The sequence below is a fragment of the Myroides sp. C15-4 genome, from assembly GCF_050522745.1.
Lineage (GTDB): Bacteria > Bacteroidota > Bacteroidia > Flavobacteriales > Flavobacteriaceae > Flavobacterium.
This window is the reverse complement of record NZ_JBMVQX010000046.1, coordinates 1-22,518: the sequence shown is the minus strand read 5'-3', so window position 1 is coordinate 22,518 and position 22,518 is coordinate 1. Positions and strand designations below refer to the sequence as shown.

Sequence of the window (22,518 nt, the reverse complement as noted above, 5' to 3'; positions counted from 1 at the left end):
ACAAATCACGCAATTAAAGAGAACATCTTCTTTGTATTGAAAATTTCACGCATTTCTCATTTCCCTTCTCTCATTTCCCATTTCTCTTTTGGCTTATTTTATATCTCATTAGTATCTTAAAAGTATCTCTTTTCTAAAAAAAATATGTTTTAATTTTTTATAGGGAGAAGATGTTTTACTTTTGCATTATAATTTGTGAAATAATTTGTTTTGTTTCTACGCAATTTGTATAGTTCATCAGTATGAGTTTTTCAGGAAAAAAAGTTGTCAAGCGGATCGCTATTGCTTTAGGGGTATTAGTGGTTTTTATTTTAGGTTTACTGTTTGTGTTACCTGTGTTTTTTAAAGATTCTATTAATGAGGAGATTAAAAAGCTATTAGCGGAATCCATTGAAGGAGAAGTCGCTTTTGACGATATTAATGTATCTTTTTATAAAAATTTTCCTTATCTAACAGCTACTGTTATTAATCCAAGTGTTGAAGGAGTACAAGTAGATTCTCTACAACCTATGCATTTATTACAAGCAAAAGAATTAGGCTTGGGTATTAATATGATGAGTCTGTTGGATTCTAAAATAAGTTTTAATCGTCTTTTCATTGATTCACCTGTTGTTGACTTGTTGGTTAATGAAAAGGGAGAAGCGAACTACTTCGTTGTCAAGGCAACTGATGATACGCAAGAAGATGATAAAGGATTTGATTTGCAGATTGATCAATTGGAAATTCGGAATGCGAGCATCCGTTATTGCGATGAAGCGGGAAACCTACATTTCAATGCAATTAACTTCGATTATTTAGGGAGTGGTAATATGAGTGAAGCGGTATTTCAACTAAAAAGTAAGATACGCGTTCGCTCTTTTGACTTTAGTTTTGACAATGTTTTTTATGTCAAAGACAAGCCCCTATTAGCGGATTTAGAAACGTTGATAGACACTAAATCATTGACTTTTGAATTCCAAAAGAACAATGTCAAAATCAAGGATTTGTTAGTAAGTTTTATTGGACGTTTTGGATTCATTGAGAATGGATATGATATGTTGTTTGATATTAATACGGAGAAAGCGAGCTTAAATGAATTACTCTCTTTAGTTCCACCTGAGTATCAATCTTGGTTGGATCAAACGAAGTTTGATGGGATAGTAGATGGTAAGTTTAAGTTAGAAGGCCAGTTCTTAGCTTTAGATACGATTATGCCGTCGATTAACCTAGATTTAGCGATTGATAATGGACGCATCCAACACGGAGAGGTATTGGATCCAATTCAAGATTTGGCATTGAAATTTCAATTTAAAATGCCTTCTTTAGATTTAGAACAAAGTGAAGTGATTATCGATCAACTTGCTTTTAGTGTTGCTGGACGAAAAAGTGATATTAGTCTTCACACAACAGGTTTTGATACACCGACAATACAAAGTATAATTGCGTTGGATTTAGATTTAGATCTGATTCAAAAAGCCGTAGGATTTACAGGTGTGGATGTAAAAGGAGATTTGCAAGTAAAAGGAAAGATAGACGGTCAATATGCAAAGGGAATTGTAGAAACAAGAACGTTGCGAAAAGTAAGAAGAGATACGGTTATCACGAGTATTCCCACTTTTGAAGTAGAAGGAATGATTCGTAATGGTTATTTTAAACTGGAAAGTTTACCACAAGCCTTAAAAGAAATTAGCTTTGATGCGAAGGCAGATGGACCAACGAATAAAATAGAAGATATTAAATTCCGAATTGATAATTTGAACCTTTTGGCCATGGATAATTTTGTCAAAGGCCATGTAGCAGTAAATAATTTAAAAACCTATGATGTTGATGCTCGCATAGAAGCGAATATTGATTTTGAGAATATCAAAGAGTTTATTCCATTTGACGAGGCGGTGTTGAGAGGAAATTTCATGATAGATGGAACGGTTAAGGGAAGTTATGAACCAAATCGCAAGCGTTTTCCTGTTGTGAATACTGAAGTAAAATTGAATAATGGTTATGTACAATTAAAGCGATTGCCAGAATTGCCAATTGAGGATATTCAAATTCATACGATCATTAAGAGCTCACGGGGTTCAATCAATGATCTTTCAATAGAGGTCTTGCCTATTAACTTTAAAATTGCAAAAGAGCCATTCCAATTGGCCGCGAGCTTATACAATCTAAATAATTTAAACTATAATATTACATCCAAGGGAACCATTAATATTGGGGATATTTACAAGATATTTAAAATAGACGGTATTGATGTTCACGGTAGAATTATTACGAGTTTATTCTTGAAAGGATTGCAAAGTGATGCTTTAAAAGGCGATTTTGACAAGTTGAAAAATGGAGGGAAATTCGAGGTAGACAACATTAGAATTCACTCTGATATGTTCCCTTATCCTTTGCATATTAAGAAAGGAGTATTCCGGTTTTTTAAAGAAAAAATGGGCTTTGAAAAATTTGTAGCGACGTATGGAACATCGGAAATTAACATGAAAGGGTATTTGACAAATGTTATAGATTACATGCTGAAAGAGGATACACTGAAAGGAAAATTTACCTTTGAAAGTCCGTATTTTAATGTAGATGAATTCATGATGTTCGATTCAAAAGGATCAGCTACTAAAACAGCAACAGTTTCCTCTTCAGGAACTGGTGTTGTTCAAGTGCCTAAAAATTTAAATATTCTCTTTGATGCTACGGCTCAAAAAATCAAATATTCTGAATATAACGTAGAGGATTTTACAGGTAGTTTAGCCGTTAATGCAGGAAAAATTGATCTTCAGAAAACTAATTTTGGTTTGATAGGAACCAAAGTAAGTATGATAGGGACCTATGAGCCTACAGGATTTAGAAAAGCGAAATTTGACTATGCTATTCAAGCGTCGGATTTTGATATTCAACGTGCGTATAAAGAAATTACGCTATTTAGAGAAATGGTGAGTATGGCCAAAGATGCTCATGGACAGGTTTCATTGGATTATCAACTAAAAGGAGATTTAGATAAGAATATGTTTCCCGTTTTCCGCTCTTTAGTTGGAGGTGGATCTTTAACGCTGGAGAATATTGAATTTAAAGGATTTAATCTACTTGGTGCCATTGCCAAAGAAACAAATACGAAGTCACTAGAAGAAGGCAAAGCAAAAGACGTTGAAATCAAAACGACGATCAAGGATAATGTAATGACCATTGAGCGTACGCGTATGAAAATGGCTGGGTTTAGACCGAGATTTGAAGGACAAGTCAGTTTGGATGGAGAAATGAATATCGGATTGCGATTAGGCTTACCTCCTATGGGAATTATTGGTATTCCAATGAAAATTCAAGGGAATTCTGAGGATTTTAAAATTAAATTAGGACGTTATAAACCCAGTGAAGTATTGGGAAGACCAACAGACGATGATGACGATGATGAGGATGAACAACCAGAAGGAGGAATTGAAAATGGAATAACACCAGAGGAAGGAACTAGAGTAGAAGAGGAAACAGAAACAACAACCCCTGTTGCTAATGAAAATATAGCTGAACCAGCGGCATAAAAATAAAAGCTAGAGATTAATCTCTGGCTTTTATTTTTTTTGCTAACGAGAGAAATAGTACTTTTACTTTTTGATTTTGAAATAGAAACCTATGATAACCATCCCATTATTAACAGCAGAAGAATTAACCATACTTTCACAAGGCGATTCGGCAGGCCCTCTATATGTGTACCAAAATACAGTGCCTGAGGAGTTGCGTGTACTTCAAGCGAATTGTAGTGAAATTAATCCACAAGATCCTAACGTACAGCTATTGATTGCACGCCTATATAAAACGGTTACTGATGGTGATCGTGCAGGTGTTGGTATAGCTGCTCCTCAGGTGGGTTTAAATCGCAATTTATTTTTAGTCAAGCGTTTTGATAAGGCGAATGAGCCTTTCGAATTTTTTATTAATCCTCAAATTGTTTGGTATTCTTCTTTGTTGCAGCAGGGGGAAGAGGGCTGTTTGTCTATTGAAGATCGCTATGATAAGGTATACCGAAGTTTAGCAATTCAGATTCTTTATTTTGATTTAGAAGGCAATCAATACCAAGAAGTTGTTGAAGGATATACTGCTGTAATTATGCAACATGAATACGATCATCTCAATGGAGTATTATTTACGGATCGGATACAAGAGCAGGCACAACGCCAGTATACCGATGCTACAATAGAAACGCCATTGGTTTATGAAGTTTAAGGGGTATAAATTTTTATTTCTTGCAGGGATACTGGGAGGGGGAATACCCTGTTTGGCACAAGTAGATGTGTCTTATTCAATTGAAGAATTAGCCTGTCCAACAGACAATAAAGAAATTATAACGTTGTATGAAACGGGTTTTTCTGCTTTGCAAAAAACAACGTATTATAATACAGCAGGCCGAATATTTTTCCAGATTATCCAACAGGATAAAACTTTATGCGATGCCTACTACTATACAGGAGTCGCTTTGACCAAACAAGACAAAGACGATGCTGCTTATACCTATCTCTACTATGCAGATAGTCTAGCGACTCAACCTCAGATGCCTTTTAAAATCGCCTTAGCGGAATCAGCATTGCGCGTGGGTAATGTGGGGTTAGCGCGAAAAAAATACCAAGAAATTAAGCAGTATTTTCCTGATCGTCCTGAGGGATATTACGGATTGAGTTTAACGGCAACATCAATTGGTGATCTTGTAGAGGGATTGGTAAATACGGATCGCACATTGGCAAAATACAAAAGCACGGGAGGTTTAACTCTAGAAAGAGAGCAAGAGATTTATCTGATTAAGGCGATTCTCTTGCGAATGAATACGCAATACGATAAGGCGATTGAGTTTTTCGAAAAGAGCAAAGCACACTTTGGCACAACTTCGGATTACCTTGCTAATTATGCCCTTACCACCTATGAATTATATAAGCAAACACAGGAGGAAAAATGGAAAATTGAAAGCCAACAAGCACTAGAGCAAATTCAAAATAAAGAGATACTCAAAGCAGACTTTTTACAACAGTTTATTTATGATTGAGGTGTTTGACGGGCTAAATCAACTTTGAACCCTACACCACGGATGCTGTTAATCTGGATCGCATCATCATCAGATAAATACTTGCGTAAACGCGTGACAAAAACGTCCAAACTTCGCCCACTAAAATAATCAGCAGATTGCCACAGTTGATTTAGAATGACTTCTCGTTCTAGAATAGATCGATCATGTTGAATGAAAAGTAAAAGCAAATCTCTTTCGCGTTCCGTTAATTGATATTTTTTTTTTGTATGCTCTAAACGCAACAGATTGGGCGTAAATGTAAAAATTCCCAGCTGATAGGTTTGATAGGTCTTCGTTTGTGTATAGCGAAGAATATTGTCAATACGCAGTTTTAACTCCTCTGGATCGCATGTTTTTGAAATATAATCCGCAGCACCTAACTTTAAACCTAATAAACGATCGATATTTTGATTTTTAGCCGTTAGAAAAAGAAAGGGAATTTGTGGGTGGTTCTGATGAATCTCTTTTGCCAACGTAAACCCATCTTTAACGGGTAGCATAATATCTAAAATAGCCAGATCAAAAGCTTGTTGTATAATTAGCGTATTTACTTCTGCTGCACGCGGTGTCCATGTGACCTGAAAGCCACTGAATTCTAAATACTGTTTGACTACAGTGCCATAATCAAGGTCATCTTCAACGAGGAGAATGTTATACATAAGGTAAAAGAATTGTGAAAGTAGTTCCGTCCGTTAGTTTACTTGTTAAGTGAATACTGCCTTTTCGATTTGTGACAATTTGTTTGACTTGATACAAACCAATTCCCAAGCCTAAGGTATTGTGTATGTTGTGTTGTCTGATGCGATAAAATTTGCGAAAAATAAGATTTTGCTCTCCTTTTTCAATCCCTATACCATTATCAGAAACTTGAATACAGAGCTGATTTTTTTCGTTTTTTACTGTGCAACTAATTGTTGTACCTCCGTATTTTATTCCATTTTCGATGAGATTCAACAAGATTGTTTCTATTTCTGTTTGAGGGAAATCTAATACGTCAGCTACTTCCCAATGTACTGTAAATTGAATATTGGGATTTTTGGGCTCTAAGTCAGCGATAAGTTGCGTTAGATGGTGCTTACAAAACATTTGATCTGTAAACGACACAAAGCCTCCTAATTGATTTTGTAAGCGTTCTAAACGGCTCAATTGACGTTGAATCAATTCTACCGTAGGGGAGTTGTATTCCTGTTGCAGGTTATTACAACCGTATTTCAGCGTTGCAATGGGCAATTTGAATTCATGGGATACATTGTCTACCATATTGTGTAGGGTCAACACTTCTTGTTCTTTCTTTTTGATGGTCTTATAAGTAATAAAATACAAAACCAAAATAAACGTACAAATGAGAAAAGAACCCATTAGTAGTGGAAATAAATCGCGGAAGGCTACGCTGTAAAAATTGAGTACTTGAATGTATTTTTCTTGATTAACCGTAAAATGATTGTTGTAGTCTTCAGGGCAATCTGCACAGTCTTCCTCATTTGTATGCTTGCTCGATTCTTCTACTTCCCATTGAGATGTGTTAATACGGCTAGCTTCCGTTATTTTTTTCTGTGTTTCTAAAATGGTTACTGGTTCTGGTAATACATTTTCTTTGGTTGTATTGAGAATTACATGAGTCAAGTCTACGCGATAGGCCACTTCATATCCCAAGTTTTGAAAAGCACTATCTATTTTTTGAGAAGCATCGAGATTTGTTTGGTAGAAAAAATCTTCATTCTTAGCTTTAATTTCTGCTACAGTTGCCTTTTTGTACAGTAAATCTATAACAGCTTGATACAGTACATTGTCTTTTTTCTTTGCTTTTTTATCAAAAGCAAGCACGCTTTCCAACGCGTCTAATTTGTTGTGAGCAATCGTGTTAATTTCTTTCTTTTTTAATGCGAGTACTTGAAGAAAATAGAACGTCATTATCCCAATCAAAAGAAGATAGAATACACTAAAGGCAATGAGATAATACTTTGGCTTTGAATACTTCATAGGTGCAAAATTAGCTTAAATTAATGGATATTACTCGTTGTATTTTGCGTTAACCGTTCATTAACCGTTCGTTAACCCGTTTCAAATTTACTTTATAACACCTTTGCTTCAAATAAGGAAAAGTATGGTACGTCTAATTATTATGTTGATTTTATTGTTGATGACTGTTTTAGTACAGGCACAAACAACAGATTTTACTGCAACGGGAAGAGTGATAGGTGAAAAACAAGAAGGATTGCCGTTTGTAACGGTTGTGCTACAAGATGAAAATGGAACGGTTGTCTCTTCGTTTTACACGAATGAACAAGGAGAATATCAAATTGATTCAAATGAGAAATTTAGTACAATAACGTTTCAATACATCGGATATCGATCTCAAGTGATTGTTGTGAATGAGGGGATTCCTTCTGTTCTGACATTGGTTGAAGATTCCGTTCTTTTAGATGAAGTAGTGGTTCAAGCAAAACGTCCAACGATTAAACGCGAAATTGATCGTCTAGTTTTTAATGTACAGGATACGCCTTTGGCCACCTCAAATGCGTGGGATATTGTTAAACAAACACCAGGAATCAATGCAACAGGAGATAATCTGAGTATCAGAGGGAGTCAAAGTATTTTGGTTACGATCAATGATCGCAAAGTTATGTTGACAGGGGAACAATTGAAAACAATGTTAGAAGCAACCGAAGGCACCCAAGTAGAGGCAGTTGAAGTAATCACTAATCCCCCTGCTAAATATGAAGCACAAGGAAATGCTGTACTCAATATTAAGCTAAAAAAAAATAATTTACTTGGATATAAGGGAAGCTTATCTAATCGATTCAAACAAACGACTTATGCAATGAATACTATCGCTACACAACAGATGTATTCAGGAGAAAAAATTAATGTATCAGGGAATTATTCGTTTGGAAATGGAACAGGTGTGCGATACAATGAAGATAATGTTTATTATCAAAATGGCGAACGATGGAGCAGTGTGATGACGCGTAAAAATCACATCAAAGGACAACATAATTTTGGTGTTGAAATGGATGTGAAAATTGATAGCACTTTGACGTTTACTATGGGAGGGGATGGTTACATCAATGAACGTAGCAAAGGGCGTTATGCCATCCCTACTTCGATTTATAATCCACAAGATATTGTAGAATCTACCTATACCACTTTTAACAATAGACAAGCCCATATGGATACCTATACTGGTTATTTTCTGGTTGAAAAAATGTTTAATCCTTCGCGAAAATTATTGTGGTCCTCTTATTTTACCTATGAAAATCAAAAGGAGGATCAAGCGGTATTGACCAAACTAAATTTTAAAGATCAGCCACGATCAGAGCAATTCTTTGCTACAGACAACAACCAACGTACGCGATTAGCCGTTTCCGGACTCGATTATTCCGTAGATAACGAACATTCAAAAGTTGAAGTAGGAGGCAAATACAGTATAGTGAAAGCTTCTTATTTGTTGGATTTTTTTGATCAACAAGAAGGAATGACTCACTACAATGCGGAAAAAAGCAATACTTATGATTATCAGGAAATCAATTGGGCGGGGTATGCTTCGTATACCAAACAATGGAAGAAGTGGCAAGCAAAAGTAGGTGTTAGAGGAGAATATACAGGAATTCAAACCCGAAGCACAGGCATAGGAAGTAAGGATCAATCGTATTTCAAGGTGTTTCCTACGGCTTATTTGAAATACGATCTCACGGATCAACAGCAATTGAGTTTTTCCTATAGCAAGCGAATTGACCGACCTTCTTATTCTTGGATGAATCCCGCAAAGAGCTACTATAATTTGTTCTCGTATTTCCAGGGAGATGCTGATTTGAAAGCAGAAATTAGTCATAATTTTAGTTTGAACTACGCCTTTAATGAGTTGAATGTAGAGTTTTTTTACAACCGAGAGCGTAATCCGTCAATGGAAATCTCCTATCAAGAAGATGAAACCAATATGTTGATTTATCATTATACGAATATTGACAAAAGACAATTAGCGGGTATGATTGTAAATTACTCCTATCAAATTTTACCCCGTTGGTCTGTAAATACGTTTTTATACCTCCAGCATCAAGAGGATTATTTTTATGGCGTAGATCAACGCATACATAAAAATGATGCCTTTATTTTTGGCGGACGAGGGACAACGACCGTAAATTTGGATAAAGACAACAACTGGAAAGCCATGTTGACGTATAATTTTTATACCCCTACTGTACAGGGATCTTTTACAATTAGCGGGTATCAACGCACAGATTTTATTATGAGTCGAACATTCAATCAAAAAAAATGGACTGCTAATTTATACGTCTACAATATTTTTGGAAGCGATAGACAGGTAATTAAAACGCAATATGCGAATCAATACAATTATTTCAAAGATTATATGGATACCCAAGGGATCGGAATTGGGATAAGCTATAATTTTGGCAATCAGAAAGTAAAGCACAATAATAGGCAAGTAGACATGTCAGAAAAGGACCGCTTATAAGGTCAAGCTCCAATACAAAAAGGAAAGTCAATACAGACTTTCCTTTTTGTATTGGATTTGTTTATGGTAATTATAGGAGGATTTAAGAGAAATAGGAAGGTAATTTTTTATATAATTGTTAAAATAAATTTCAGTTAGTTATTTCGTAGCTTTGTGGGGTAAATTGATAGCTATGGAATTTGATTATTTTGACCAGATTCGTAAAATACGAACAGGTATTCGCTTTTATAGTGAATTGTTGATTGAGGCTTCTTGGAATGTGTGGAATATCAAAACACGTGTTGGTATTTTCTTCTTTTCTTTGGCAATTGCCTTTTTAGGTACTTGTTTTTTGACACCAGATGTTTTTTCTGAAGCGCAAAAATATACCTTTTTTATTCTGATATTTTCTATTTTATTGTGGGCAACTGAGGCCATTCCGCCTTTTGCAGTGGGGATTATGATCATCGGTTTTTTGGTCTATACCATGGGAAATATAGAAGGAGCTACGATTTCGCCTCAAGAAATTTCTTCTACATGGTCAGATAGTGTAATTTGGATCTTCTTAGGGGGATTTTTCCTCAGTGAGGGTATGCGAAAGACAAATTTAGACTTGTCCTTATTTAAAAAGACTATTGCCATATTTGGTTCAAATCCCAATAAATTAGTACTGGGGATTATTATAGTGACCTCTGTATTATCTCTTATTATATCTAATACGGCAACAGCAGCGATGATTTTAGCTTCGGTAATGCCGTTAATTGAAAGAGAAGGAAAAGACTCGCCTATGTCGAAAGCTATTCTGATTAGTATTCCTGCTGCAGCAACTTTTGCGGGGATGATCAGTATGGTTTCTACACCGCCTAACTTAATCGTTGTCGATGTTTTAAAAACGAAAGGCTATTCCGTAAATTTTACACAATGGCTGTTTTTAGGACTCGTTCCCGCCGTGATTCTGTTAGCTGGATTTTGGTGGGCAGTGGTGAAAAAATACACGTCTAAAGTCGAAGGACTCGATGTTTCCTTTGTTAATAAGGCGCTAGAAATGACGAACAGTTTACGTTTACAGCGTCTGGCTGTTATAATCATTCTAGTTGTAACTGTTGGTATGTGGATGTTTGGAACGAAATATCATATTCCGACTGCTGGAGCAGCTATGGTGCCTATTATGTTCTTGCCTATGTTGGGAATCATTACTGCAGAAGATGTTCGAAAACTGCCTTGGGATACGTTAATGCTAGTTGCTGGAGGATTGTCATTGGGTATCGCAATCAAAGAGTTATTAGCGCCTTACTATTCGCAGTTTTTAGAAGGTGCCGAGTTTAATGTTGTGGTGATGATGATTGTGTTTGCAGTAATTACGGTTTTGTTTTCTAATATCATGAGCAGTACAGCAACGGCTACGATTTTAATCAATATTGCGGCTATTGTATTACCAGTAGATCAATTATTACCTGTAGGACTCGTTGTGGGACTTTGTGCTTCATGTGGATTGTTTTTACCTGTTTCTACACCACCCAATGCTATTGTTTTCGGTACGGGAATGCTCAAACAAAAAGATTTTCGATTAGGTGGAATGTTTGGTGCTTTTGTCGGAACAATTGTTATTATTTTATGGGTACTTTTCTTACAAGAATTTACAAGCTTTTTTGAGTATTTGAAGTAGAGATAACTTAGTTGACTGTCAGATTTCAGCTCTTTATAACTACAAAAAAAGGCAATTGGGTGAAAACCCAACTGCCTTTTTTTGTATAAAAACTTCGTTATTAAATTCGTTCAGGAAAATTAGTAATGATTCCATCTACCTTCAGTTTTTTCATGCGCTCAATATCTTTGAGATGATTGACCGTCCAAGGGTAGATTTTTAGTTTCTCTTTTTTAATTAAAGCCGTATTCTCTTCGTTGAGCATTTTGTGATACGGATTAATGGCTTTCGCTTGGATACTCAAAGCAAATTCAATGGCATCTTCAGGCTTCTTTTCCGTTAACACAGCTAGGGGAAGGGATGCATCGAGATCATAGGCAATTTTCAATTCATCCCATTTAAAACTGGAAAGAATGAAATCTGTATACGTCCAACCTCTATCTATGAAGTTGAGAATGATTCGATGGGTGTCTACTGCAGTATTACTTCCTTTTAATTCAATATTCAGTACGGATTTTCGTCCTATAACATCAATAACTTCTTCTAAGGTTGGGATTTTATATTTGCCTCCAACTAAAACATCTTCTAATTCATCTAGTGTATAGCTCTCAATATCGCCTTTAGCATTGGTTACTCGATCGAGAGTATCATCGTGAAAAACAACAAGTTCTCCACTTTTTATCTTGTACACATCAATCTCAATCATATCACAATGCAAATCAATGGCTTTTACAACTGATTCAACTGTATTTTCGGTAATATGCCCCATGGCACCTCGATGTCCAATGCGCAACGTTTTTGATTCTTGAGCAATGGTTGTTGAGGTGATTACGGTACAGAGTAAGGATAAAAAAGGCAAGCTTAATTTCATATTCAAGGTATTGATTAGTGAAAAGCAAAAGTGAATAAATTATACAGGAAAGTGATTACCTACACATTATCATACTGTAACTAAAAGGCAAAGTCTTTCCATAGGAATAAATCAAAACTTTAGGTTTAAGGTAGTGACAATTGAATAAAAAAGCGAACTTTTTTAGAAAAAAGTTCGCCTTACTTATTTATTTGTTAGTGTAAATCGTTGAGTATCTCTTTTACAGCGCGTTCTAACTGAGGATCTTCATCAAGTAAGCGGTGCATAAAGGTATTTTTAACATAAATATCAGGAGCAACTCCTGTTTTTTCGAGATTATCTCCTTCTAATGTATAGGTCCCCCAAGAGGGTAGGCGATAAAAAGAGTTATCGACTAAGGATTTACCTGAGGTGAAAATGATCCAACGATAGGTTTCTTGTCCAATGATTTTACCCAATTTTAAGGCTTTGAAACCAGCAGCCGTCATTTCGGCATCGCTTAGTGAAAACTCGTTAATGAGCAATACAATTGGTTTTCCACTTGGACTAAAATTGCTTTGCATGGTTAGTTTACCTTCTCTATACTTCCATTGGAGGTAAGGGCGTTGTGCTAAGAAGTTTAATACTTTATCGTGTACATTTCCTCCCGTATTAAAACGAAGGTCTAAAATAACTCCTTCTTTGTGATGCTCTTGTTCCACCATATCCAATAAGAATTGCTCCAATTCTGTTGATCCCATGTTTTTCATGTAGCTATAGGCAATTCGATTATCACTCCATTCGTTTACGCGTTTTTTGTTGTGGTGAATCCATTCATCGTACAAGAGGTTTTTTTGTGCAGTAAAAGAAATTGGGTGTAGTTTAACGCTAATTTCTTTCGCACCACGCAAAAAGATCAGCTCAATTTCCTCCTGTGTATGGGCAAACGTAAAGTAATCATCGCGGTTGTGTTTCGTATCGACTTTGTTTCCGTTTACATGTGTTAGGATATCTCCTTTTTGTAGAGATATCGCTTTGGTTGCAGCGGGTGATTTGCGTAAAATACGCGCTACTTCAAATGGATTAGCCTCAGAGAATAGTAGTCCCGTCTCTACCGTATTGTATTGCAGTCTCGTTTTTTCTTCTTCTCCTGTTGAGGTGAAACCCAAATGTGAAGATCCCAATTCACCCAACATATCATTGAGTAAAATACGAAGGTCATTTCTATTGTTTACATAGGGAACAAAAGAGGCAAAATAATCTTTGGTTTTCTTCCAGTCCAACCCGTGAAATGTTTCGTCATAAAAGTTTTCTTCCACACCAGCCCAAGTTTCTTCAAACATTTGATTGAATTCTTCCGCAAGATTCTTAGTAAAGGAATAGGTGATAGTAATCTTTTCTGGCGTACCTTTATCTAAGGCAAATTTGTAGATGTTATGACCACTTAATGCATAGATGTTTTTGTCTTTGCGAAGTAGTGAACTCATGGACTGATCAAAGACCTTTTCTGTTTTGTCTTTTTCGAAAGGCTCATATATTTTTCGGTACAACGTATATTTTCCATTCTCTTGATTGGAGGTGTAATAAATGTATTCTTTTTTATCCGCTTTAAAAACAGTTGGACTTAGTTGATTGCCAAATCTGTCACTGACCAATTCTATGCGCTCCAGTAGGTCTTGTGTATTGATTTGAACTACAGGTGTTGATGTTGTTTTTTGATCTTTTTTATTCTTGCTTTTCTCTTTTTCTTCTTCTTTAATCTCCGTAAACAATTGATCAAATTGATCGGATTTGAAAGGATCAGCATACCAATCTAAAGCAAGGCGATAAATACTTGCATTTTGCATCCCCATAGGATAGGAAGGATTTAGGCGATCACTGGTAAAATAAATGTATTTACCAGAAGGTGACCAAGTGGGATTCGTTTCAGAAACTCCAGTATTAGTTAAATTTAGCGTTTCTTTTTTCTTGATGTTGTAAAGAAAAATATCATCTTCAAAGTTGCGTTTTGCCGTAAAAAGCACATAAGCACCATCAGGTGAAAAGGAAGGTGGGGCACTTTGGAACGCCCATATTTCATCTTTGATAATCGTTTCAGTGCTCAAAGTATTCAAATCAAGTAAGCGGATTTCATCTCGTCCGCTACTGTAGACGGCTTGCGTTAACGTTGCATTCAACGTTAGATCACGATTATTTCGCGCATCAAAAGTAAGCTGCTTTGCTTTTGCTTTGCCGTTGGCAGTAAGGGTAAACCAGTTTTGATACCCTTTATAGGTTTGACTAAAGATAAGCGTTTCATTGTCTTTAAGCCATTGAACTTCCATCGCACGTTCTGTACCATCGGTGATGGGTTGTACAAATTTCCCTTCAATATCTGATACAAAAACAATTCCTCTACTGATAAAAGCAAGCTTTTTTCCATCGGGTGAAATCGAAAAGAAACTGATGTTGTCTGCTACAGTAAAGGTTTGTTCCTTAGTAAGAACAGCATTGGTGTTTAATGTGATGTCAAGTGGGCGGATTTGAGTGGTTTGGGTATCAAATACCATCAATTGATAATCTTTTTCAAAGATTACTTTGCTTCCATCTGCGGATACAAAGGGTTTTTTAATCGAAGAATCAAACGCTGTTAAAGCTGTTTTTACCCCATTTTTGAAGGTGTAAAGGTTATAGTGTCCGTTGTTTTCGTCTGAAATAAAATAGATTTTACCTTGGCGATCTACTGTGGCATTAAAGTCTTTTCCGTTGTAATCGGTATATTGTTTAAAGGCTTGTGTCGTTGGATTATAACCCAAAATATCGGGATTATTCTCTCCTTTGTAACGTTTACGCGTCACCTGATTGGCACTTTCTGTTGAATTTGTAAATAAGTATTCTCCCGTAGGAGTTTCTACTAATCCATTTGTATTATTGAAGTAGTTTGTAAATAGTGGAGTAGGTGTACCACCGTCTTTACTTATTTTGAAAGAAGCATAATTGTTATAGGCATTACTAGTAAAGTAGAGCGTTTCGCTATCCCAACTCCAGCTTTCCATTTCATCTGTTGCTTGATGATAGGTGAGTTGTCGAATAGGTCCTCCTGTCAAAGGCATAATGAAAATATCTTTATTGCCATATTGATCGGAACTAAAAGCTAGCCATTTGCCATTGGGTGATACGCGGGGGTTGGTTTCATTTCCCGGTAAGGCAGTCAAACGGACCGCTTCTCCACCTTGTGTTGACACTTGCCAAATATCACTATCAAAACTAAAGTAAGCAGTAGCTCCATCGGGACTTAACGAAGGGGTAGAAGTAAAATGAACACGTTGTTGCCCCCACAACATCGATGTCAGCGTTAAGGTTAGAAGCGTAATCGTATGTTTTATCATGATCCTATATTTTTTCTAAACTTAAAACTATTTTGTAGAACCCCCAAGTTGTTCTTTGCTCTTTGTTTTTTGTGGTTTGTTCTTTGTTCTTTGCTTTTTGTGTGGTTTATCTCATTAAGGTTATATTTTATTTTGGCCACTCACTATCTCCCATCTCCATAAAAAAAACGCTACCTGAAAAGGCAGCGTTTTTTTATTTATTTTCTGGACTTCCGTACAAATCGAACTCTGTTGCTTCATCAATGGTGATATTGGCAAATTCTCCAATTTTTAGGTAGTGTTTAGTAGCATCAATTAGAACTTCGTTGTCTACATCTGGGCTATCAAACTCCGAACGGCCAATGAAGTGGTTTCCTTCTTTTCTATCAATAATACAACGGTAAGTATTTCCAATTTTTTCTTGATTTAATTCCCAAGAGATTTGTGCTTGCACTTCCATAATCTCATTAGCTCGTGCTTGTTTTACCTCTTGTGGAACATCGTCTTCTAGTGAATGAGCGTGTGTATTTTCTTCATGAGAATAGGTAAAACAACCCAAACGTTCAAAACGCATTTCTTGTACCCAATTTTTTAGGATTTGGAAATCTTCTTCGGTTTCTCCTGGATATCCAACGATTAAAGTTGTTCGGATGGCCATTCCTGGAACTGCTGCTCTGAAATCGTTCAACAATTTTGTTGTTTTTGCCTGTGTAGTACCACGTCGCATCGATTTCAAGATATTATCCGAAATATGTTGTAGGGGAATATCAATGTAATTGCAGATTTTAGGCTCGCGCTTCATCAATTCTAATACATCCATAGGAAACCCTGTAGGGAAAGCATAGTGTAAGCGAATCCATTCGATACCTTCGACTTTAGTTAGATTTTCAAGTAATTCTGCCAGGTTTCTCTTTTTGTACAAGTCTAATCCGTAATAGGTTAAATCTTGGGCGATCAGAATTAATTCTTTTACGCCATTTTTAGCTAAACCTTCAGCTTCTTTTACCAATTTTTCAATAGGTTGCGAGATGTGTTTTCCACGCATGATTGGAATAGCACAGAAGCTACAAGGACGGTCACATCCTTCTGCAATTTTCAAATACGCATAGTTTTTAGGTGTGGTTGTTAAACGCTCACCTAAAAGTTCGTGTCTATAATCTGCACCTAATGCTTTTAATAAAAGAGGTAAATCCGTTGTTCCAAAGTATTGATCTACATTGGGGATTTCTGCTTCTAAATCTGGCTTGTATCGTTCAGATAAACAACCTGTTACGAATACTTTGTCTACAATACCTTGCTCTTTTTTATCTACGTATTCCAATATCGTATTAACCGATTCGGCTTTGGCATTGTTAATAAAACCACAGGTGTTGATGACAATAATATTTGCTTCGTCATTCGTTGCTTCATGCGTAACGTCTTTACCACTAGCTTTTAATTGTCCCATTAACACTTCACTGTCGTAAAGGTTTTTAGAACAACCCAATGTTACAACGTTTATCTTGTTCTTTTTTAAAGATTTAGTTCTCATTTGTTTGAAAAAAATTGGACTGCAAAAGTACATTTTTTTTCTTTATAGCGATGAAGCTTTTTGAGAATTATAAGAACTGTTGTGGTAATCTAAAATGATTCCGTTTTAGTAGCAGGTGAAAAAAAGTGGTAGAACCAAAAAAAAGTGATAATCTCAGAACGATTATCACTTTGTTATTTTGATTGTTTGGGTGGTATTACAATTTAAAAATACCTCCAAATGCTATTACTGTTTCACCAAACCAGAAGTTGTGAAAAGCTTTGTCTTTTTTACTTGCTGTTGTGCGAACATCATACATATCGATAAATCCTCCTTTTAATTCTGCTTGAACAAAGAAGTGTTTGAAGAACGTAACGTTTAACCCCGCTTTTGCAGAGAAACCTAATCCAGACACGTGGAATTCATCGTATCGTTCTTTTCCTAAAAGGGTTGTATTTGTTTTAGGGTAGATAATACCAAAACCAAGACCTTCTGTTACGTTGATTTGAATTTTATCTGTGTTGTAGATGTTGAATAATTTGGAAATATCATCGACGCGATTTACCTCTACGTTTAAGTAGTTTAACCCGTCAGTATGTTCAAATTTCAAAAACTCTTCTGTTAATAGTACTTGGTCAGGATGTCCTGGAACTTGCTCTCCATAGGTTCCTTGTCCATAGTATTCTCCTGTATAGTTAACCGTTTGGTTTTGACGCATCACATATTTCATATGATCTACTCCAATGGAAATGTTGTACTTATCGGTAATAAAGTATCCAATTCTCAAGTTCGTTTGTGGAATCGTCATACGCCCGGGATTGATATAATCTACGTGCCATCCTTTTGGTTTGTCATCTGCTTTTACATCTTTGATTGTAAAGTCGTAGTTTTCTCCTCTAAATCGGATGTCTGAATTGGTGTAATATCCTCTATTTCCTCCCCAGTATATATAAAATTTACCTTTATTTGAGGCTGTATAACGCAAAGGCGTAGTGGTTGTCTCTTGTGCAAATCCTACTGTAGTTGCCAATAAGCATACGCTAGCAATAATTTTTAAAAAGGCTTTCATTCGATTGAATTTTTTAGTTTCTAAAATTTGATGCAAAAATACAATAAAAAAATCTCTTTAAGAGTTTATCCTTAAAGAGATTAATAGTATTAAAAATTCTAATCTAATTAGAAACTAATGTTGTACGATAAACTAAACCAGTTTTCTTTCATCTTCCAAGTTCCGTTGTCATAGAGGTTATTCACTGTCAAATCTAAGAGGCTTGTTTTGTAATCACGTGCAGAGTGGGAATAGGCGAAATCCAATCTTGAATTGCCAAATTCATACCCAATACCGGCAGAGAAACTGTTGAGGTCTCCAGAGTATTTAATGTTTTTATATGGGCTTTCTTCATAGCGATATCCTGCTCTAAAACTAACTTGTTTTACGCGATATTCTGCCCCAATACGCAATTCACTTGCTACTTTCATTTCTGCTGTATAAAACTCATTCAACGCACTATAGGTATGATCGTTTTTAGGTCTAAATGTAGAACCTTTGTGATCTCTAATTCCGTAATCTACACTGATTAATCCACGTTGATTGAAAATATAAGCCAAACTTCCTGTATATTTCGCCGGTGTTTTTAGTTTGTAACGCTCGTAAATATTAACAACATCAGGGTAAATAGAGCGTCCATCTTTATTGTTAAAACGCATGGTTTGTACACCTTGTGTCAATTCATCATGTAAGTTATACCAGGTAGGTGATTCATAAGCTACCCCAGCTCTCAATTGATCAGTTACCTGTCCGATTACCCCTAAGTTAAGAGAGAACCCAGTACCATAGGTGTAAAGGTAGTTGGAAAACTCTATACTCTCAATCATGTCTTTATCCAAGTTCGAATGATTTCGTTCGACTGCATGGGAAGTTTGGGTATAATCATAAACGTGTAAATTCAAGTTACCTCCTACAAATATGCGATCGCCTAGTTGCGCAGAGAAGTTGCCTGAGAATTTACTGTTGTGACCACTTGAACTTACGTATTTACCTTGTGTATAGATGTCGGTGTTCTTCCCGTAGTTACGCGTATATTCGCCGTCTTTCTCTCCTGGATTGATGATAAAGCCTTCATACCCTAAAAACGCTTGTTGGCCTGCGAAGCCCTCGTAGTATCCTGCATCCATATAACCTTGATGAATATTACTACTGTTTAGAATAGCATGTGGGATTTTATTAGCAGCAGCAGCTTGGTAAAAATATTCGCCAAGTGAGGTACCTTGGCCTGTTCCTAGCATATTATAATCGTTGTTTAAGTTCTTTGTGCTTTCATAGTTAAATCCAACCGTGAATTTCTTCATAAAAGCAGAAGGACTATTGGAGTTAAAAACGAAAATAGCACCTACTTGTCCCACTTCGACCCCTGTATAGTTTTTAGACTGGGTTTGGTTCATGTAGTCTACTTTATTGTTTTTATTGACAACGGATAAACTAAAAGTAGCTTGGTTATAGTTGAAAATTGCACCTCCTGCTGGGTTGATTTTTAAGGCAGATAAATCCCCTCCAACAGCTCCAAAGGCACCGCTCATCCCTCGGAATCGAGCTGTACCATTCATGTCTGAATCAGAATATCTCGAAATGTCTAACGGATTATTTTCTTGTGCTTGTATGGCTCCTATTGTTAGAAGAGATGCACCTATTCCAAGAATAAATTTATTTATATACATAATGTGTTTCAAATAAGTTAAGAGAATTATCTACTGCGAGAGCTACTACTGCTGCGGCTGCTTCCACCTCCACCACTATAGCTACTTCTTGAACTACCCGAAGAACTTGATCGACTATAGTTGCTACCTGAAGAACTTGATCGACTATAGCTACTACCCGAAGAGTTTGATCGACTATAATTGCTGCCTGAAGAGTTCGAACGACTATAAGTACCTGACGAATTTCCGCGGTTGTAATTACTCGATGAGTTGGATCGACTATAGTAGTTGTTTGATGAGCTTGGTCTGCTACTGTTGTAGTAACTTCCATTCGTTGTACTACCTGAGTTGCCACGGGAATAGTAACTGTTACTTCCTGTAGAAGTAGGACGAGTTCCTTGATAGGTAGATCTCGAATAGTAGCTATTCGAATTAGAAGTGGCATTTGAACCGTTTGATCTCGAGTAGTAGTTCGCATTTCTCACACTGTTTCCATTGTAAGACGATCTTGAATTACTACTGTAAGACGATCTCGATCCAGTCGCATAATGTGCGTAATAAGGTCTTGTGTAGTAAGGATAGTAGTATCCACCACCATAGTAAGGATAACCACCATAGTAGTGGTGCCAAGGTCTATAATAACCGCCCCAGCCAAATCCAAAACCAAAGCTTAATCCCCAACCACCGCCGTAGTAATACGGATCGTAGAATGGATCATAATAGCCATAGCCCCAATAAGGTCTGAAACCGTTGTCGTAATAGTTGATCTGAATACTTGTAGGTTCTGTTCCCCATGAACCATAACTAACAGCTCTATTCGGTTGATTATTAAGTATACTGTCATTTACAGGCGAATTGTAGGCATTTACATCCGTAAAATAGTCCATATCCTGATTGAGTGATGCGAAGTAATTTTCGTAGTAATTAGCTGAATTATTACCTGTATAGGGATCGACTTGTGTGCGTTGACCATAAATGCCATCTTGATTGTAAGACGCATTCTGATAAGAGCCACAAGAAATCCCGAATCCTCCTAGAAGTAAGAAAAGGCTGATTCTTCTCATCTTTCGTGTTAATTGAAGAATTGTAGTCATTTTCGATGGTATTTTAATTGTTGTTAAAAACAAATTTAGTTACTTTTGTGGAATTATTATAGTTAATTAAGAGTTAAACAACTTAACTGCTAATATATTAAAAATGAGCAAGAATATTACTAAGAGAAGTGAGGACTATTCGAAATGGTACAATGAGCTTGTTGTAAAAGCTGATTTGGCCGAAAATTCGGGAGTTCGAGGATGTATGGTTATTAAACCATATGGCTATGCGATTTGGGAGAAAATGCAAGCAGAGTTAGACAAGAAGTTCAAAGAAACTGGACATCAAAACGCGTATTTCCCCTTATTCATCCCCAAGTCTTATTTTAGTAAAGAGGCAAGTCACGTGGATGGATTTGCAAAAGAATGTGCAGTAGTGACTCATTACCGTTTAAAAACGGCAGAAGACGGAAAAACAATTGAAGTAGACCCAGATGCGAAGTTAGAGGAAGAATTAATCGTTCGTCCTACATCGGAAACCATTATTTGGGATACGTATAGAAAGTGGATTGAATCGTATCGCGATTTGCCAATTTTAGTCAACCAATGGGCGAATGTAGTTCGTTGGGAGATGAGAACGCGTTTGTTCTTAAGAACAGCAGAGTTTTTATGGCAAGAAGGGCATACAGCACATGCGACAAAACAAGAAGCGATAGCAGAAGCAGAGCAAATGTTAGACGTATATGCTGATTTTGCAGAAAACTTTATGGCTATTCCAGTGGTAAAAGGATTTAAAACGGAAAATGAACGTTTTGCTGGAGCAATTGAAACCTACTGTATTGAAGCATTAATGCAAGATGGAAAAGCATTACAAGCGGGTACATCGCATTTCTTAGGGCAAAATTTCGCTAAAGCATTTGACGTGAAGTTTACTAGTCAAGAAGGAAAACAAGAATATGTATGGGCTACCTCATGGGGAGTGAGTACGCGATTAATGGGAGCGTTGATTATGACGCATTCGGATGATAGCGGATTAGTATTACCTCCAAATTTGGCGCCTATTCAAGTAGTAATTGTGCCTATTCACAAAACCGATGAACAATTAGAGGCAATTCGTGAAGAAGTGAAAAAAGTAACGGATCGATTCAAAAAATTAAATATCTCATTTAAGTTCGACGATCGCACAACGTTTAAACCAGGATGGAAGTTCAACGAGTATGAGTTAAAGGGAGTGCCTTTGCGCATAGCTATTGGTCCGAAAGACTTAGAGAACGGAACCTTTGAGGTTGCGCGTCGCGATACGTTTACCAAGGAAATCGTTGCAAAGGAGAATATCGTTACTTATGTACAAGACATGTTAGAAGAAATTCAAACGAGTTTATACGATAGAGCGAGAACGTATAGAGATTCACATATTACTGAAGCGAACTCTTTTGAAGAGTTTAAAGAATTGTTAGAAAATAAAGGAGGATTTATTTCTGCACATTGGGATGGTACTGTGGAGACGGAAGAGAAGATTAAAGACTTAACCAAAGCTACAATTCGTTGTATTCCAATTGATAGAAAAGAGGAAGACGGATTTTGTGTGTTAACAGGAGCACCTTCGAAGGGTCGCGTGTTATTCGCAAAAGCGTATTAGAAATAAAAATTTTTGTTTTTTCTCTTGCGGGTTTAAAAATATATTGTACTTTTGCATCCGCGTTAGATAAACAAAATGGTCCGTTCGTCTAGGGGTTAGGACGCCAGGTTTTCATCCTGGTAACAGGGGTTCGATTCCCCTACGGACTACAAGTTCTTTCGAAACTAACGCATTTGGTCCGTTCGTCTAGGGGTTAGGACGCCAGGTTTTCATCCTGGTAACAGGGGTTCGATTCCCCTACGGACTACAAGTTCTTTCGAAACTAACGCATTTGGTCCGTTCGTCTAGGGGTTAGGACGCCAGGTTTTCATCCTGGTAACAGGGGTTCGATTCCCCTACGGACTACA

14 protein-coding genes and 3 tRNA genes are annotated in these 22,518 nt (G+C 36.6%); 9 read left to right on the top strand and 8 right to left on the bottom strand.

All coding sequences use genetic code 11. The features are described 5' to 3' along the window. Positions 1-242 precede the first annotated feature (242 nt). From ACPDHL_RS15080 to ACPDHL_RS15070, 3 genes are all read left to right on the top strand, one after another. Entirely contained in the window at positions 243-3,506 is a 3,264-nt protein-coding gene (locus ACPDHL_RS15080) for an AsmA-like C-terminal region-containing protein (RefSeq protein WP_430533569.1), read from the top strand. A gap of 91 nt (positions 3,507-3,597) precedes the next feature. Then, positions 3,598-4,188 carry a peptide deformylase gene (gene def, locus ACPDHL_RS15075; RefSeq protein ID WP_430533568.1) on the top strand — a complete coding sequence of 197 codons (591 nt, stop codon included), beginning with the start codon at positions 3,598-3,600 and terminating at the stop codon, positions 4,186-4,188. Beyond that, complete coding sequence (locus tag ACPDHL_RS15070; RefSeq protein ID WP_430533567.1) at positions 4,178-4,999, top strand: tetratricopeptide repeat protein; 822 nt, start codon at positions 4,178-4,180, stop codon at positions 4,997-4,999. Before def ends, ACPDHL_RS15070 begins: the two co-directional genes overlap by 11 nt. Here ACPDHL_RS15070 and ACPDHL_RS15065 read toward each other — a convergent pair. Together ACPDHL_RS15065 and ACPDHL_RS15060 are read right to left on the bottom strand one after the other, a co-directional pair. Further along, positions 4,990-5,679 (bottom strand): response regulator transcription factor, encoded by a 690-nt coding sequence (locus ACPDHL_RS15065; RefSeq protein ID WP_430533566.1) that lies wholly within the window; start codon positions 5,677-5,679, stop codon positions 4,990-4,992. The two genes, ACPDHL_RS15070 and ACPDHL_RS15065, sit on opposite strands and share 10 nt — an antisense overlap. Further along, a complete protein-coding gene (locus ACPDHL_RS15060) occupies positions 5,672-7,000 on the bottom strand; it encodes a sensor histidine kinase (protein WP_430533565.1) in 1,329 nt (442 codons plus the stop codon). The genes ACPDHL_RS15065 and ACPDHL_RS15060 overlap by 8 nt, the downstream gene beginning before the upstream one ends. 124 nt (positions 7,001-7,124) lie before the next feature. Here ACPDHL_RS15060 and ACPDHL_RS15055 point away from each other — a divergent pair, with 124 nt between their 5' ends. After that, complete coding sequence (locus ACPDHL_RS15055; RefSeq protein WP_430533564.1) at positions 7,125-9,494, top strand: outer membrane beta-barrel family protein; 2,370 nt, start codon at positions 7,125-7,127, stop codon at positions 9,492-9,494. A 172-nt stretch (positions 9,495-9,666) separates the two neighbouring features. Continuing rightward, positions 9,667-11,139 carry an SLC13 family permease gene (locus tag ACPDHL_RS15050; protein WP_430533563.1) on the top strand — a complete coding sequence of 491 codons (1,473 nt, stop codon included), beginning with the start codon at positions 9,667-9,669 and terminating at the stop codon, positions 11,137-11,139. 100 nt (positions 11,140-11,239) lie between these two features. On the opposite strand, the gene ACPDHL_RS15045 is transcribed toward ACPDHL_RS15050, so the two are convergent. From ACPDHL_RS15045 to ACPDHL_RS15020, 6 genes are all read right to left on the bottom strand, one after another. Then, positions 11,240-11,989: a glycerophosphodiester phosphodiesterase gene (locus tag ACPDHL_RS15045; RefSeq protein WP_430533562.1), complete on the bottom strand. Its 750-nt coding sequence runs from the start codon at positions 11,987-11,989 to the stop codon at positions 11,240-11,242. A 194-nt stretch (positions 11,990-12,183) separates the two neighbouring features. Next, the gene (locus ACPDHL_RS15040) at positions 12,184-15,315 is read right to left on the bottom strand and encodes a S41 family peptidase (protein WP_430533561.1); all 3,132 of its coding nucleotides are present in this window, start codon (positions 15,313-15,315) and stop codon (positions 12,184-12,186) included. A gap of 193 nt (positions 15,316-15,508) precedes the next feature. Then, entirely contained in the window at positions 15,509-16,825 is a 1,317-nt protein-coding gene (gene rimO, locus ACPDHL_RS15035; protein WP_430533560.1) for a 30S ribosomal protein S12 methylthiotransferase RimO, read from the bottom strand. Positions 16,826-17,021: 196 nt separating this feature from the next. Continuing rightward, a complete protein-coding gene (locus ACPDHL_RS15030) occupies positions 17,022-17,873 on the bottom strand; it encodes a hypothetical protein (protein ID WP_430533559.1) in 852 nt (283 codons plus the stop codon). Positions 17,874-17,980: 107 nt separating this feature from the next. Beyond that, positions 17,981-19,519, bottom strand: a complete 1,539-nt coding sequence (locus ACPDHL_RS15025; protein WP_430533558.1) for an OmpP1/FadL family transporter — start codon at positions 19,517-19,519, stop codon at positions 17,981-17,983. Between the two features lie 26 nt (positions 19,520-19,545). Next, the gene (locus tag ACPDHL_RS15020) at positions 19,546-20,562 is read right to left on the bottom strand and encodes a hypothetical protein (protein WP_430533557.1); all 1,017 of its coding nucleotides are present in this window, start codon (positions 20,560-20,562) and stop codon (positions 19,546-19,548) included. A 133-nt stretch (positions 20,563-20,695) separates the two neighbouring features. Here ACPDHL_RS15020 and proS point away from each other — a divergent pair, with 133 nt between their 5' ends. From proS to ACPDHL_RS15000, 4 genes are all read left to right on the top strand, one after another. Next, on the top strand, positions 20,696-22,171 hold the full coding sequence (gene proS / locus ACPDHL_RS15015) for a proline--tRNA ligase (RefSeq protein WP_430533556.1): 1,476 nt from the start codon (positions 20,696-20,698) through the stop codon (positions 22,169-22,171). A 77-nt stretch (positions 22,172-22,248) separates the two neighbouring features. Then, positions 22,249-22,320: transfer RNA gene (locus ACPDHL_RS15010), tRNA-Glu, on the top strand. A gap of 26 nt (positions 22,321-22,346) precedes the next feature. Further along, positions 22,347-22,418: transfer RNA gene (locus ACPDHL_RS15005), tRNA-Glu, on the top strand. 26 nt (positions 22,419-22,444) lie between these two features. After that, positions 22,445-22,516, top strand: a tRNA-Glu gene (locus ACPDHL_RS15000). Positions 22,517-22,518 lie beyond the last annotated feature (2 nt).